A 13547-nucleotide genomic window follows, 5' to 3' on the forward strand; every position below is an offset into this window, starting at 1 on the left:
GCGCGATCGTCTTGTTCGCTAAGTGCAGCGGTGAGCCCGACGCTATGCTCCCCACCCAACGAAACACGACACACCCGGTACCCGCCATGCACGAAATCATCTGCCCCCACTGCAGCAAAGCCTTCAAGATCGACGAGGCGGGGTACGCCGACATCCTCAAACAGGTGCGTGACGCGGATTTCAGCGCGCAGTTGCACGAGCGGCTGGAGTTGGCCGAGCAGGACAAGCGCAATGCCGTAGCACTGGCGCAGGCCCAGGTAGCCAATGAACTGCAGAAGGCGGCAGCGGCCAGAGACGCCGAGATCCAAGCGCTGAAGGCGCAGCTGGATGCAGGCGCGGTGGAGCGTGACCTGGCCGTGGCGCAGGCGCTGAAAGCGGTGGAAAAACAGCGCGATGCCCTGGCGAATGAGCTGGAGCGTGCGCGGCTGGCGCAGCAGGCCGCAGACCAGTTGGCACAAGCGCGAGTGGCGCAGGAGCTGCAGGGCGTGGCGGCCAGAAAGGACACAGAAATCCAGCAGCTCAAATCGCAGCTGGAGGCTGCCGAGGTGGCGCGCAGGCTGGCGGTGACCGAGGCAGTGACGGTGGTAGCCCGCGAGCGCGATGAACTCCAAAACAACTTGAACCTGGTGGTGGTGAAAAAGCAGCTGGAAGAGGCCGCCATCAAGGAGCAGTACGCGCTGCAGCTGCGCGACCGCGATGGCGAGATTGCAAGGCTGCGGGACATGAAAGCGCGCCTGTCGACCAAGATGGTGGGCGAGACGCTGGAGCAGCACTGCGAGACGGAGTTCAACCGCATTCGTGCCACGGCGTTTCCGCGCGCGTACTTTGAGAAGGACAACGACGCGCGCAACGGCAGCAAGGGCGACTACATCTTTCGCGACGTGGACGAGGCGGGCAACGAGATCGTCTCGATCATGTTCGAGATGAAGAACGAGAACGACGAGACGGCCACCAAGAAGCGCAACGAAGACTTCTTGAAAGAGCTGGACAAGGACCGCAATGAAAAGGGCTGCGAGTACGCGGTGCTGGTGTCGCTGCTGGAGCCTGAGAGCGAGCTGTATAACACCGGTATCGTGGATGTGTTCTACCGCTACCCCAAGATGTACGTGGTGCGGCCGCAGTTCTTTATCCCCATCATCACGCTGCTGCGCAACGCCGCGATGAAGTCGCTGCAATACAAGTCAGAGCTGGCGCTGGTGAAGGCGCAGAACCTGGACATCACCAAGTTTGAATCACAGCTGGAGGAGTTCAAGGGCGCGTTTGGTCGCAACTGGCGCTTGGCGTCCGACGGGTTTGAAGAGGCCGTGAAGCGTATTGACGAGGCCATCAAGGACCTGGAGAAGACCAAGGAGGCGCTGCACAAGTCAGCCAACAACCTGCGCCTGGCCAATGACAAGGCCGAAGACCTCACCATCAAGAAGTTGACCCGCGGCAACCCGACGATGGCGGCCAAATTTGCGGAGCTGAAGCAGGTGGGAATGTTGGATGGGGAGTGAGACAGGGCCGCGCGGTGGACGGTGCGCGGCCGGGCGTTACCCCCCCATCGCTGCAGGCGGTGATCAGGAGCCCACACTGCCTGTCGCAGCGGCGACGCACCCCCTGCGCCCGGGCTCACACCCTGACGGAAGCCCCCGTCGCATAAAACTGCCCACCCGCCACATAGTGCAGCGTGCGCAGGTCATCCGGCGCGGTGTCGAACTCCCAGTGCCCGTTACGGAACACGCGGTCGTCGGCCCAGGCGGCCACCACTTCGCCGATGAAAAGGTCGTAGGCCTGCTGGTTGTGGGGCTCGGGGACCACGCGGCACAGCAGCCAGGCGGCGCAGCCTTGCACCAGAGGGGGCGTGGTCTGAGCGGGCTGGCCGGGGGCGTCAAACAACGCCACGCCATGGCGCTGCAGCTTGTCGGGCGTGGTCTTGGCGGTGTCGGTGCCCAGGGCGACGGTGAGCGCGGCCTGCGGCACGGTGGGCAGCTGCAGGGCAAACAACCGGCTGGCCTCCACCAGCTCGCGCGTGCGCGTGGCCTTGTCGAGCACCACGGTGACCTTGGGCGGCGCAAAGTCCAGTGCGCAGGCCCACGATGCGGCCATGACGTTGTGCTGGCCTGCATGGGTGGCCGACACCAGCACGACGGGGCCGTGGTTGAGTAGGCGGTAGGCCTTGTCGAGGGGCACCGGGGTGAAGTGGGGCGGGGAGGCAGTGGGCAACATGGGGTGTGATGGTTTGTTCAGTGAGCGATACGAGGGGGATGGGGTGGAGCGCGGAAGCTGTTGGCGTTGCGGATGTTTGCTATAAATTAAATAGCTATTCAGGCATATTGCACTAGCGCTATGGCGCATTTTTGCCTCAAACTGGCTTCCATGCAGCCTGTGTGGACGCCCGGGGGCCGCAGCCAGAGTGCCGAACAGGGGCTTGTGGCACGCACCTGTGATGGCGATAGCCACCCGCTAACATGCCATCGCCAACCGATGGCCACAACCCGCCCCTTAAGGGGCTTACAGGAGACGATGAATGTTCAGTCATGTGATGGTCGGTGTGAACGACCTGGAGCGGTCCAAGAAGTTTTATGACGCGCTGCTGGGCACGCTGGGTGTGCCGCCCGGGGTGGCCAACAAGAACCGCTACTTCTATCGCGGCCCCACCGGTACCTTTGGCATCACCACCCCCATCAACGGCGAGCCCGCCACCTTTGCCAACGGCGGCACCATCGGTTTTGCCATGCAGTCGCCCGAGCAGGCTGACGCCTTTCATGCTGCCGGCGTAGCCAACGGCGGCGTTACCTGCGAAGACCCACCCGGCTGGCGCGAAGGCCCCGGCGGCAAGCTGTACCTGGCGTACCTGCGCGACCCGGACGGCAACAAGATCTGCGCTCTGCACCGCCCGGCCAAGGCCTGATCAGCGGGCAGGGCCGCCACTGCAACGCCGGTGGCGCACCAGCCAGCGCTGGGCGGCCTGCACAGCCTGGCAGGCCGCAGCGGCCATGGCCCCGGTGACGGCCAGCATGACCAGAATGTGAAGACCCAGCGCAGCCAACGCCAGCAGCAAGGGGGTGGAGAGCCCGCCACCCGCTGGAGCCGCCCCACCTGCTGCGCCATCGCCCCCGCACAGCGGGGCCAGCGCAGGCACCAGCGCCAGCCCGGCACCGTGCACCGTGGCCACCCCAAAGGACCAGATTGCCATGCCCATGGGCCCGGCGGGCTTGCGCAGGCGATGCCACACCGCCGCCGGCCAATGTGCGCGAGCGAGCACCACCACCCCAGCCAGGCCGCCCGCTACCGCCAGCAGCACGGATGGCGATAACGATAACCTCCACACCGCCGCAGCCGCCGTCAATGCCACGGCCGCCAGGTGCCCGCAGGCCATGGGCAGGAGTGCGCGCAGCGGCATGCTGCGGTCGGTGGCGTGCAGGCTGCAGGCGGTGGCCAGCCCCCAGCCCGTGAGGGGGTTGAGCCCGTGCAGTGCGCCCATGGCAGCGATGGCCAGCCAGGGCCAGAGGGCGGCGTCCATGCTCGCACTCCGCGCGGTGTGGGGTCAGCCCCGTGCGGCGCAGCACCCACCCGGCGCCGTGTGGGCCGGTGAAGGCTGGGGCCTCTGTGCGGCTGGCGCCGCTGCAAACCCAGCCTGTGGCTGGGAAGGCGCATACCGGTCGTGGTGTCGCACCCAGTCCATGGGGTAGGCGGGGTTGGTTTCGTGGCGGCCTCGGGGCGTGAGGTCCAGCAGCTGGTAGGTGCCCATCATGGCCTCCACGCCGCGCCCGAAGGTGGAGTAGGCGTGGAACACATCGCCCGCATCGTTGCGCACAAACACGCTGATGCCCGGCGCCTCATCGGCAGGGAAGGGCCGCATGCCGTAGTTGTAGAACACCTCGCCGTTGCCGCGTGCGCGCTGCTCGGGCGTGAAGCTCACGGCAAAGTCGTGGTTGAAGTCGCTGCCGTGCGACGACGCCCAGCGGAACTGCCAGCCCATGCGCTGGCGGAAGCGCTCGATCTCGGCCAGCGGCGCGCGCGACACGGCGAGCACCGATACGTCACGGTGTTGCAGGTGCAGCGCCATGCCGCCCATGTGGTCGGCCATGAAGGAGCAGCTGGGGCAGCCCTGCTCCCACCCCGGGCCGAACATAAAGTGCTGCACCAGCAACTGGCTGCGGCCGTCGAACAGGTCGGCCAAGGCGCGCGGGCCCTGCAGCGTGTCCAGCGTGTAGCGCTTGTCCACGCGGGTCCAGGGCAATGCGCGGCGCTGCGCGGCGACCTCGTCATGCAGACGGGTCAGCGCCTTCTCGCGGGCCAGCAGTGCATGGCGCTGTGCCAACCATTGGTCGGCAGAAACCACGGGATGGGGGGTGGGTGCGTTCATCGGGGTGCTCCTGGTAGGTAGTGGATGACGTTGCGGGATGGGATGGAGGAGTGCATTGGCAGTGAGGCGCCGACAGGCGCACCGCTCCCCGGCCTGCGGCATTACCTGATGCGCGCAGGGCCTGTGGTGGCAAAGGTGGTGGTGGGTGCGGCGGTGCGCCGCGTCACTCAGGGGGTCAGAGCCGGGCCGCCTTGGGCCGGCGCACGGCGCGGACCTTGCCGCTGCCGCCGCCCCCGCAGTAGAAGAGGTCGGCGCCGTCGGATTCGAGGCCGCTCACGCCCATGCCCTGCGGCATATCGAGCTGTTGCAGCACGGCGCCGGTGGCGGGGTCGATGTGGCGCAGCGTGCTTTCGTCGCCCTCCCAGGTGCCATGCCACATTTCGCCGTCCACCCAGGTCACGCCGGTCACGAAGCGGTCGGACTCGATGGTGCGCCGGATGGCGCCCGTGGCGGGGTCGATCTGGTGGATCTTGCGGTCACGGTACTGGCCCACCCACAGGCTGCCTTCCGCCCAGGTGAGGCCCGAGTCGTTGCCGTTGCCAGGGGCAGGGATGGAGGCCACCACCTGGCCGGTGGAGGGGTCGATCTTGTCGATGCGGGCCTCGGTGATCTGGTACAGGTGCTTGCCGTCATACGCGGTGCCTGCGTCGCTGGCCACGGCCAGAGTGCGCCGGGTTTCGCCCGTGGCGGCATCAAAGGCCACCAAGTGCGCCCCCGTGGCCGCCCAGACATGCTGGCCGTCGTGCGTGACGCCATGCACGCTGTCTGCACCCTCAAAGGGGCCGTATTCGCGCACGATCTCGGCGGGTTGTGAAGGGTGGCGGCGAAGGGTGACGGGTGTCGGTTCGTTGTGGGTGCATGCGGTCATCGTTGGCTCCTGGGGGGTGCCCGGTGGGGCTTGGCGTCCACTTTAGGCAATTGGCAGCGCAGCGGGGAGTAACAAGATCGTCGTGAATCCGGCCAGCGGCGGCGCCAGCCAGCGCTGCGCACGCGCGCGGCCGATGGAGCGCACACGGCCTTGTGCCTCTAGCTCGGCCAGCGCGCGTTGCACGGTGCGCTGGCTGGCATCCACGGCCAGCGCCAGCGCCGATGTGGACCAGGCCGCCCCGTCCGACAGCAACGCGAGCAACGCCGCCTGCTCGCCATCGATGGGCGGCGCCAGCACCACCACCGGCCGTGCGTCCAGGGGCTGCAGCACAAAGCCGCGCGCCGTGGCCTCGATGCGCGCCAGCGGCCGAAGGAGCGCGCGCAGGCGCCCCACCTCCACCCGCAGCCGCGCGCGGTGGGTGTCGTCCGGGCGGCGGGTACGGAAGGCCTGGGCAATCAAGGCCTCACGCTCTGCATCGCCGGGCCAGGCCTGCGCCAGCGCGCGGGCGAGGGCAAACAGGATGGGTCGGCGTGCCAGGGGTTGCCAGACGGCGGTGGCGTCTGGGGCAGATGGGGCCGCGCCCACCCCCACACAGCGCCGGCACGCATCCACCACCAGCGCGCCAGACGCCAGCAGGTCTACTACCTCTGACAGACGCAGCGGTTGGTCCACCCCGGCCCCCACGCGGCGCGCTGCGGGCTGGTCCAGCAGGGCGCGCGCCTGCGCCACCTCGGCCAGCAGGGCCGGTACGCGGGCTTGCAGGGCGGCCTCTTGCGCACGGTCCAGCGCCGCACGGGCGGCGGCCATGTGCAGCGAGCGCAGTGCCAGTTCGGCCAGGGTCAGGTCGGCCATGGCCCGCAGTGCGGGGGGCAGGTTGCCCACTGCGGGGGCGGCCGCCAGGGCATTCATGGCCGCTACAGCTTCGTCCAGGCGGCCGATGCGCAGCAGCCGTCGCGCCGCAATCAGCCGCGCCTGGGCGGCGTTGGCGGTGTCGCCATGGACTTGCAGCGTGTTGGCGGCCTCCAGCAGCGGGCGGTGTGAACCGCCGAGGTCGCGCATGGCCAGCGCCACCTCGGCCTCGGCCACCACGCAGCGGGCACGCGCCTGGGCTTCGTGGGCGCCAAAGGCGCGCGCAGCCTGCCGCAGCAGGTCGCGCGCACGGGGGTGTTCGCCCAGCTGCGCCATGGCAATGCCGCGCAAGGCCAGGGCGGGCGGGTCGTCGCGCAGGGCCACGCGCTTGAGGGCGCCCAGCGGGTCCCCGGCGGCCAGGGCGCGGGCAGATGCGGAGATCAGCGAATCCATGGACCACAGACTACACGCCCGCCGCAGCCACCGTCACGCGCACGCCAGGCACCCGGCCGGGTGCGGGATACTCTGGCGCTTTGCAGCTTTCTCCGCCACAAGGACCGTCCATTGAAATCCGCCAGTGCCACCACCTTCGACGAGGCCTATTACCAGCGCTTCTATTTCGACAAGAAAACCAGCGTGGTGGACCCGCAGCACATGGAGCGACTGGGCACCTTCGTGTGCAGCTACCTCAAATACCTGCGTGTGCCGGTGCGCCGTGTGCTGGACGTGGGTTGTGGCATCGGGCTGTGGAGGGACATCATGGCGCAGCACTTTCCCGCCGCCAGTTACCAGGGCGTGGAGTTCAGCCCTTACCTGTGCGAGCGCTTTGGGTGGCAGCAGGGCTCGGTGGTGGACTATGCGGCGAGCGAGCCGTTCGACTTTGTAATCTGCCAGGGGGTGCTGCCCTACCTGAGCCCGGCCGACCTGAAGGCCGCCCTGCTGAATCTGGGCCGCCTGACCCAAGGCGCGCTGTATGTGGAGGCTGTGTCGCGCGAGGATTTTGAGCGCGACATCATCGATGAAGAGATCACCGACAACCGTGTGTTCCGCCACCGCGCCGAGCTGTACCGGCGCGGCCTGCGCGAGGGCGCCATCGAACTGGGTGGCGGCGTGTGGCTGAGCCGCCGGGCAGAGCTACCGCTGTTTGCGTTGGAACAGGCGGGAGGCCAGTGAACGACTCCACGCCCCCCGCCCCCCATGCGGTAGCCCGCCTGCGCGCCGAGCGCCTGGCCCGCAGCGCCAAACCCTTCCTGGCCCGTGGCGGCCCCAAGGGCGAGCGCTGCGCAGGCTGCCGCCTGGTGCCCAGCCACTGCATCTGCGCGCTGCGGCCTGCGCTGCCCACGCGCGCGGGCATGTGCCTGTTGATGGCGGACATCGAGCCCCTCAAGCCCAGCAACACCGGCTGGCTGATTGCCGATGTGGTGGCGGACACCTATGCCTTTGGCTGGGCGCGCACCGAGGTACACCCCGACCTGCTGGCACTGCTGGCCGACCCGCAGTGGCAGCCGTATGTGGTCTTCCCCGGCGAGTTCGTGGCGCCCGAGCGCGTGGTCACGCAGGTGGCCACGGCAGAGGGCAAGCGCCCGCTGTTCGTGCTGCTCGACGCTACCTGGCCCGAGGCGCGCAAGATGTTCCGCAAGAGCCCCTACCTCAACCACCTGCCCGTGCTGAGCCTGCAACCCGAGCAGCTCTCGCGCTACCACCTGCGCCGGTCCACGCGCATGGACCACTTCTGCACCTCCGAGGTCGGCGCGCTGTGCCTGGAGCTGGCGGGCGAGCTGCAAGCCGCACAGGCGCTGGAGGCGTACCTGGACGTGTTCACGCACCACTATCTGCAGGCCAAGCACCAGTTGCCGGTGGCGGCAGACGATGCCACGCACCTGCGGCTGCGCGGTCTGACCGAGACGGGTAATTAAGGCGGCGCCGGAGCCAATAAGCGGACGATGCGCGCCGTCGTCGCCCTGACGCGCTTTGGGGCGGCACAGCGCCAAAAAATGGACAAAGAGCGTGACATGAACGCTTACAAAAATGCACGTTTTGTAAGGCGCAACGCGACGAATGCAGCGCCTCTGCGCGGCACAATCCGCAGCGCTTGACCCATCAGGTCGAGCGCGGGTACCGGCCAGGGAGGGGCTGGTGGCCGCCGTTGCGAGAACAGGTTCTCCAAACCGCCCATTGAAAGAACACTATGAAAAAACACACGCTGGTGATTGCATCCCTGAGCCTCGCCGTGGCCTCGCTGGCCCATGCCGGCAAGGCCGAACGCGACATTTTTTTGCGGCAGAGGTAACGCCTGCCCTGCAGTCTGCCGCCAGCACCCTCAAGCAATCTTGCGGCTGCAATGTGAAGATGGAAGTGAAGCAGGAAAGCTTCCAGACCGTGGACCACCTGCGCCAGGTGCGCTATGCAGCCGGCACCATCGTGGACAACGCTCCGCGCTACTGCAACGATGCCCCCTCCAAGGCGGCGGTGTGCAAACTCAAGACCCTGGAATTCGCCCGCACCGGCACCACGGCTTTCAAGTTTGTCGCGGGCAAAGGTGCCATCACGCTGGACGAAAGCTCGTACCCCAGCTGGGACATGCTCACCGCCGAACTCGACAAGTAAGCGCGCGGTTCCCGCCCCGGTCTCGCCAACGCCCGGCATCGCCTTTCGCGGTGCCGGGCGTTGGTGTTTCTGCGCGATCGTCCGTAGCCTGAAGCGCGGGGATGCAGACCAGAGCAAGCTGCTGCGCAATGGCCTTGCGGCACAATCGCGCGCCCTGTTCTCTGTGAGCGACCCACCCATGCTCTCTGTCCACATCCGCAACTTTCGCCCTGGTGACGAGCCCGCGCTGCGCGCCGTTTTCCATGCCTCGGTGCATGGTCTGGCGTGCAAGCACTACACAGCCGAGCAACTCGATGCCTGGGCGCCACAGCGCTATGAGGCCGCAACCTGGGCAGAGCGCATGCGAGCCAACCAACCCTTCGTCGCACAAGCGCAGGGCGATGGCCCCATTGCGGGGTTTGCCGATCTGCAGGCCGACGGTTGCATCGACATGTTCTTCGTGGCTCCAGCGTTTTCCGGCCAGGGCGTGGCCCGGGCGCTGATGACACACATCCACGCGCAGGCCCAGCAGCGCAACACCCCCCGTCTGCACGCGTACGTGAGCCTGACTGCCGAGCCATTTTTTTCCGCTCAGGGGTTTGTGGTGGAGCTGCGCCAGCAGGTGGAACGTGCCGGCGTGGAGCTGCACAACGCGCGCATGGCCAAGACGTTGGTGGCCGGCTGACTTTTCACTCCTGATTTGATAGCTGACTGCGATCAATCCACAAGCCCTGGAGGTTCATTGGGGTTGCAGTGCCGATCCCGCTCAGTGTCTTTTCGTCGCCGGTGCCTTACAGTAGCCGCCCCGCAGCAGACAAACCCACACCCCAGCCCGCGATGGCTGCTACCCCATGACCAAAGACTTGGCACGACAGAACGAACTCAAACCCATGGCCCTGTGCGAGCCCTGCCAGGGCATCCAGCGCAACTGGCGCAAGGCGCCCGGCCACGCCGAGCTGGTGCAGCGCGGCAACCGCAAGGAAGACCGTGACGACGGCACCGTCACCATCACCCGCTACGTGTGCGACCGCTGTGGCACCGCGTGGGAGTACGAGAACGACAAGAACAACCAGCGGGCGGGCTGGTCGGTGGTGGGGCGCTGAGCGCAACCTGAGCCGGGGCACCTTTTCGCGGCCTCGAAGTCACACCGGTTTTTTGCCGGAGAACGCCCATGCTGCATCGCCGACGATTTTTGACCGCCGCCACCCGTAGCATCGCCCTGGGCGGCACGGCACTGCTGGCGGCGCGGGGCGCACAGGCCCAGCCCAGCTACACCGTGCCCCTGGCGCAGCTGCAGTCCATGGTGGCCCCAAAATTTCCCCGCAGCGTGCCGGTGCAAGGCCTGTTCAACCTGACCGTGCAGACGCCGCACTTGCGCCTGCTGCCCGAGGTGAACCGCCTGGGCGCCGCCATGGCGCTCGACGTGGCTGGCCCAGCGTTGCGCCGCAGTTACCCCGGCAGCCTGGATATGGAGTTTGCGCTGCGCTACGAGGCCAGCGACCGCACGCTGCGCGCGCACCAGATCCAGCTGGGCCGCATGGAGTTTCCGGGCCTGCGCCCGGCGGTGAACGAGCTGCTCAATGCCTACGGCCCACAGCTGGCCGAGCAGTCGCTGCGCGAGGTCACGCTGCATCAGCTGCGCCCGCAAGACACGGCGGTGTTCGACGGCTTGGGCCTGCAGCCTGGGCCCATCACCGTGACGGACAAGGGGCTGACCGTGGCGTTTGTGAGCAAGGCTCCCTGAGGGCCTGCCCTGTGAGCCCGCGCGCTCAGGCGGGCGATTTGGGTTTGTTCAGATACGGAGCCAGATACCGCCCTGTATGGCTGGCAGGGTTGGCAGCCAGCTCTTCTGGGGTACCCACACCCACCACGGTGCCACCGCCCGCGCCGCCCTCGGGCCCCATGTCGATGAGCCAGTCGGCGGTTTTGATCACGTCGAGGTTGTGCTCGATGATGACAATGGTGTTGCCCGCATCGCGCAGCTGGTGCAACACCTTCAGCAGCAAATCAATGTCGGCAAAGTGCAGGCCGGTGGTGGGCTCGTCCAGGATGTAGAGCGTGCGGCCGGTGTCGCGCTTGCTCAGCTCCTGCGCCAGCTTCACCCGCTGCGCCTCGCCGCCCGAGAGGGTGGTGGCGGCCTGGCCCAGGCGGATGTAGCTCAGGCCCACATCCAGCAAGGTCTGCAGCTTGCGGGCGATGGTGGGCACATCCTTGAAGTACGCCGCTGCGTCTTCCACCGTCAGCTCCAGAATCTGCGCGATGTTCTTGCCCTTCCACTGGACTTCCAGCGTTTCGCGGTTGTAGCGCTGGCCGTGGCAGATGTCGCACGGCACGTACACATCGGGCAAGAAGTGCATCTCCACCTTCACCACGCCGTCGCCCTGGCAGGCTTCGCAACGGCCACCGCCCGAAGACTGCGACACGTTGAAACTGAAGCGCCCCGGGCCGTAGCCGCGTTCTTTGGCCGTGTTGGTCTCGGCCATCAGTTCGCGGATGGGCGTGAACAGGCCGGTGTAGGTAGCGGGGTTGCTGCGTGGGGTACGGCCAATGGGGCTCTGGTCTACGTTGATGACCTTGTCGAAGTACTCGATGCCCACGATCTCTTCGTGCTCGGCCGGCTCTTCGTGCGCGCGGTGCACCTGCCGCGCCACGGCGGCATACAGCGTGTCGTTGACCAGCGTGCTCTTGCCCGAGCCCGACACGCCCGTGACGCAGGTGAGCAGGCCCACGGGGAAATCCACCGTCACGCCCTTCAAATTGTTGCCTGTGGCACCCACCAAGCGCAGCGCCTGCACGGCGCCCTGGCGTGCATGGTGCTCGGCCATGCGTTCGGCGCGGCGTTTGCTGGCCTCCGTCTGCGGAAAGCGTGATTTGGCTTTGGTCTCGACAACCGGCGCAGGCTGGTCCAGCACCGGCAGCCAGGGTGTGCGGCGCTTAGGCACGACAATCGTGCGCGTCCCAGACAGGTATTGGCCGGTGAGCGACTGAGGATTGGCGCGCACTTCGTCGTACGTGCCTTGCGCCATCACCCGCCCGCCGTGCACACCCGCGCCGGGGCCCATGTCGATCACATGGTCGGCGGCGCGCATCATGTCTTCGTCGTGCTCCACCACGATCACGCTGTTGCCAATGTCGCGCAGGTGCTGCAGCGTGGCAATCAGCCGGTCGTTGTCGCGCTGGTGCAGACCAATGCTGGGCTCGTCCAGCACATACATCACGCCCGTCAGGCCCGAGCCGATTTGCGAGGCGAGGCGAATGCGCTGCGCCTCGCCGCCCGAGAGCGTTTCGGCGCTGCGATCCAGGCTCAGGTAGCTCAGGCCCACGTCGTTCAGGAACTGCAGGCGCGTGGCGATCTCGCGCACCACCTTGTCGGCAATCTCGGCCTTGGCGCCGGTGAGCTTCAGCGCGTGGAACCACGCGTGCGCATCGCTCAGCGTGGCGTGGCTCACTTCGTAAATGGCGCGGGCTTGCTCGCCTTCGCCCACCTTCACATGGCGGGCCTCGCGGCGCAGGCGCACGCCGTGGCATTCGGGGCAGGGCTGGGTGCTGCGAAAGCGCGCCAGGTCCTCGCGCACCACCACCGAATCGGTCTCGCGGTAACGGCGGGCCATGTTGGGGATGATGCCTTCGAAGGGGTGCTTCTTGGTGACGGTTTTGCCCTTTTGCGCACCACTGTCGAGGATGTAGCTGAAGGCAATCTCTTCCTCGCCCGAGCCATGCAGGATGGCGTGCTGCACCGGCGCAGGCAGCGATTCAAACGGCGCTTCAATGTCAAACGCGTAGTGCTTGGCCAGGCTTTCCAGCATCGCAAAGTAGTAGCCATTGCGCCGGTCCCACCCCTTAATGGCTCCACTGGCCAAGCTGAGCGACGGGAAGGCCACCACACGCACGGGGTCGAACACCTCGCGCTGGCCAATGCCATCGCACGCCGGGCACGCACCCATGGGCGAGTTGAACGAGAACAGGCGCGGCTCCAGCTCGGCCAGCGAATAGCTGCACACCGGACAAGCGAACTTGCTGCTGAACAGGTGCTCCTGCCCCGTGTCCATCTCCAGCGCCAGCACGCGGCCGTTACCGTCGTGGCCGCCTACCCGCAGGGCGGCTTCAATGCTCTCGGCCAGGCGCTGCTGCAGGTCGGCCCGCACCTTCACGCGGTCGATCACCACGTCGATGTCGTGCTTCTCGGTCTTCTTGAGTGCGGGCAGGCTCTCGTGTTCGTAGATCTGCCCGTCCACGCGAAAGCGGATGTAGCCCAGCGCCTGCATCTGCGCAAACAGCTCGGTGAACTCGCCCTTCTTCTCACGCGCCACGGGCGCGAGGATCATCAGCTTGGTGTCCTCGGGCAGGGCCAGCACGGCGTCCACCATCTGGCTCACGGTCTGCGCGGCCAGCGGCAGGCCGTGGTCGGGGCAGAACGGCGTGCCCGCGCGGGCGTACAGCAGACGCAGGTAGTCGTGGATCTCGGTCACCGTGCCCACGGTGGAACGGGGGTTGTGGCTGGTCGCCTTCTGCTCGATGGAAATCGCTGGCGACAGACCTTCGATCAGGTCCACGTCCGGTTTGTCCAGCCGCCCGAGGAACTGCCGCGCGTAGGCCGACAGGCTCTCGACATACCGCCGCTGCCCCTCGGCGTACAGCGTGTCGAACGCCAGACTGGACTTGCCCGAGCCCGACAACCCCGTGATCACCACCAGCTGGTTGCGCGGGATGTCCAGGTCGATGTTCTTGAGGTTGTGCGTGCGCGCCCCCCGGATACTGATGCGCTGCTCGCGCAGGGCGCGGGCGAGGTACACACCATCGGCGGATCGGTCGTCGGTAACATGGGGAAGGGTCACGGGCGGGCTCGGTGCAGGAAAACCCACCATGATAGGACACCCAAGCTTTCTCGCGCAG

Annotated in this window: 15 protein-coding genes; 9 read left to right on the forward strand and 6 right to left on the reverse strand. The window is 67.1% G+C overall.

Translation table 11 applies throughout. The features are described 5' to 3' along the window. The first annotated feature begins 86 nt into the window (after positions 1 to 86). Positions 87 to 1496 carry a DUF2130 domain-containing protein gene (locus ACODSU_RS01110; RefSeq protein ID WP_488839418.1) on the forward strand — a complete coding sequence of 470 codons (1410 nt, stop codon included), beginning with the start codon at positions 87 to 89 and terminating at the stop codon, positions 1494 to 1496. 115 nt (positions 1497 to 1611) lie between these two features. Here the strand turns inward: ACODSU_RS01110 and ACODSU_RS01115 are convergent, their stop codons facing one another. Then, on the reverse strand, positions 1612 to 2208 hold the full coding sequence (locus ACODSU_RS01115) for a flavin reductase family protein (RefSeq protein WP_488839420.1): 597 nt from the start codon (positions 2206 to 2208) through the stop codon (positions 1612 to 1614). A 301-nt stretch (positions 2209 to 2509) separates the two neighbouring features. Between ACODSU_RS01115 and ACODSU_RS01120 the strand changes: the two genes are divergently transcribed. Next, positions 2510 to 2893 carry a VOC family protein gene (locus tag ACODSU_RS01120; protein ID WP_015016318.1) on the forward strand — a complete coding sequence of 128 codons (384 nt, stop codon included), beginning with the start codon at positions 2510 to 2512 and terminating at the stop codon, positions 2891 to 2893. Here ACODSU_RS01120 and ACODSU_RS01125 read toward each other — a convergent pair whose 3' ends face one another. The 4 genes from ACODSU_RS01125 to ACODSU_RS01140 form a co-directional block, all read right to left on the reverse strand. Next, complete coding sequence (locus tag ACODSU_RS01125; protein WP_488839421.1) at positions 2894 to 3505, reverse strand: hypothetical protein; 612 nt, start codon at positions 3503 to 3505, stop codon at positions 2894 to 2896. It abuts the gene before it with no gap. A 24-nt stretch (positions 3506 to 3529) separates the two neighbouring features. After that, positions 3530 to 4351, reverse strand: coding sequence for a DUF899 domain-containing protein (locus ACODSU_RS01130; protein WP_488839423.1), 822 nt, complete (start codon positions 4349 to 4351; stop codon positions 3530 to 3532). Between the two features lie 175 nt (positions 4352 to 4526). Further along, a complete protein-coding gene (locus ACODSU_RS01135; RefSeq protein ID WP_488839425.1) occupies positions 4527 to 5219 on the reverse strand; it encodes a Vgb family protein in 693 nt (230 codons plus the stop codon). A gap of 42 nt (positions 5220 to 5261) precedes the next feature. Next, on the reverse strand, positions 5262 to 6521 hold the full coding sequence (locus ACODSU_RS01140) for a helix-turn-helix domain-containing protein (protein ID WP_488839427.1): 1260 nt from the start codon (positions 6519 to 6521) through the stop codon (positions 5262 to 5264). A gap of 111 nt (positions 6522 to 6632) precedes the next feature. Here ACODSU_RS01140 and ACODSU_RS01145 point away from each other — a divergent pair, with 111 nt between their 5' ends. The 7 genes from ACODSU_RS01145 to ACODSU_RS01175 all read left to right on the forward strand — a co-directional run bounded on the left by ACODSU_RS01145 (position 6633) and on the right by ACODSU_RS01175 (position 10398). Then, complete coding sequence (locus ACODSU_RS01145) at positions 6633 to 7241, forward strand: methyltransferase domain-containing protein (RefSeq protein ID WP_488839429.1); 609 nt, start codon at positions 6633 to 6635, stop codon at positions 7239 to 7241. Next, positions 7238 to 7984 carry a tRNA-uridine aminocarboxypropyltransferase gene (locus tag ACODSU_RS01150; RefSeq protein WP_488839431.1) on the forward strand — a complete coding sequence of 249 codons (747 nt, stop codon included), beginning with the start codon at positions 7238 to 7240 and terminating at the stop codon, positions 7982 to 7984. The genes ACODSU_RS01145 and ACODSU_RS01150 overlap by 4 nt, the downstream gene beginning before the upstream one ends. A 27-nt stretch (positions 7985 to 8011) precedes the next feature. Beyond that, entirely contained in the window at positions 8012 to 8164 is a 153-nt protein-coding gene (locus ACODSU_RS01155; RefSeq protein ID WP_488839433.1) for a hypothetical protein, read from the forward strand. Positions 8165 to 8417: 253 nt separating this feature from the next. Further along, complete coding sequence (locus ACODSU_RS01160) at positions 8418 to 8675, forward strand: hypothetical protein (protein WP_488839435.1); 258 nt, start codon at positions 8418 to 8420, stop codon at positions 8673 to 8675. Between the two features lie 178 nt (positions 8676 to 8853). After that, on the forward strand, positions 8854 to 9339 hold the full coding sequence (locus ACODSU_RS01165) for a GNAT family N-acetyltransferase (RefSeq protein WP_488839438.1): 486 nt from the start codon (positions 8854 to 8856) through the stop codon (positions 9337 to 9339). Between the two features lie 166 nt (positions 9340 to 9505). Then, positions 9506 to 9757: a hypothetical protein gene (locus ACODSU_RS01170; protein WP_343733975.1), complete on the forward strand. Its 252-nt coding sequence runs from the start codon at positions 9506 to 9508 to the stop codon at positions 9755 to 9757. A gap of 68 nt (positions 9758 to 9825) precedes the next feature. Beyond that, the gene (locus ACODSU_RS01175; RefSeq protein WP_488839440.1) at positions 9826 to 10398 is read left to right on the forward strand and encodes a DUF1439 domain-containing protein; all 573 of its coding nucleotides are present in this window, start codon (positions 9826 to 9828) and stop codon (positions 10396 to 10398) included. A gap of 25 nt (positions 10399 to 10423) precedes the next feature. Here the strand turns inward: ACODSU_RS01175 and uvrA are convergent, their stop codons facing one another. Further along, positions 10424 to 13519: an excinuclease ABC subunit UvrA gene (gene uvrA, locus ACODSU_RS01180; RefSeq protein ID WP_488839441.1), complete on the reverse strand. Its 3096-nt coding sequence runs from the start codon at positions 13517 to 13519 to the stop codon at positions 10424 to 10426. Between the last annotated feature and the right edge of the window lie 28 nt (positions 13520 to 13547).

Source organism: Acidovorax sp. FG48 (genome assembly GCF_057809085.1).

Excerpts from the sequence above, each read along its gene's own strand:
- ACODSU_RS01110 (WP_488839418.1), top strand. The coding sequence starts at position 87 with ATGCACGAAATCATCTGCCCCCACTGCAGCAAAGCCTTCAAGATCGAC.
- ACODSU_RS01115 (WP_488839420.1), bottom strand. The coding sequence starts at position 2,208 with ATGTTGCCCACTGCCTCCCCGCCCCACTTCACCCCGGTGCCCCTCGAC.
- ACODSU_RS01120 (WP_015016318.1), top strand. The coding sequence starts at position 2,510 with ATGTTCAGTCATGTGATGGTCGGTGTGAACGACCTGGAGCGGTCCAAG.
- ACODSU_RS01125 (WP_488839421.1), bottom strand. The coding sequence starts at position 3,505 with ATGGACGCCGCCCTCTGGCCCTGGCTGGCCATCGCTGCCATGGGCGCA.
- ACODSU_RS01130 (WP_488839423.1), bottom strand. The coding sequence starts at position 4,351 with ATGAACGCACCCACCCCCCATCCCGTGGTTTCTGCCGACCAATGGTTG.
- ACODSU_RS01135 (WP_488839425.1), bottom strand. The coding sequence starts at position 5,219 with ATGACCGCATGCACCCACAACGAACCGACACCCGTCACCCTTCGCCGC.
- ACODSU_RS01140 (WP_488839427.1), bottom strand. The coding sequence starts at position 6,521 with ATGGATTCGCTGATCTCCGCATCTGCCCGCGCCCTGGCCGCCGGGGAC.
- ACODSU_RS01155 (WP_488839433.1), top strand. The coding sequence starts at position 8,012 with ATGCGCGCCGTCGTCGCCCTGACGCGCTTTGGGGCGGCACAGCGCCAA.
- ACODSU_RS01160 (WP_488839435.1), top strand. The coding sequence starts at position 8,418 with ATGGAAGTGAAGCAGGAAAGCTTCCAGACCGTGGACCACCTGCGCCAG.
- ACODSU_RS01165 (WP_488839438.1), top strand. The coding sequence starts at position 8,854 with ATGCTCTCTGTCCACATCCGCAACTTTCGCCCTGGTGACGAGCCCGCG.
- ACODSU_RS01170 (WP_343733975.1), top strand. The coding sequence starts at position 9,506 with ATGACCAAAGACTTGGCACGACAGAACGAACTCAAACCCATGGCCCTG.
- ACODSU_RS01175 (WP_488839440.1), top strand. The coding sequence starts at position 9,826 with ATGCTGCATCGCCGACGATTTTTGACCGCCGCCACCCGTAGCATCGCC.
- uvrA (WP_488839441.1), bottom strand. The coding sequence starts at position 13,519 with ATGGTGGGTTTTCCTGCACCGAGCCCGCCCGTGACCCTTCCCCATGTT.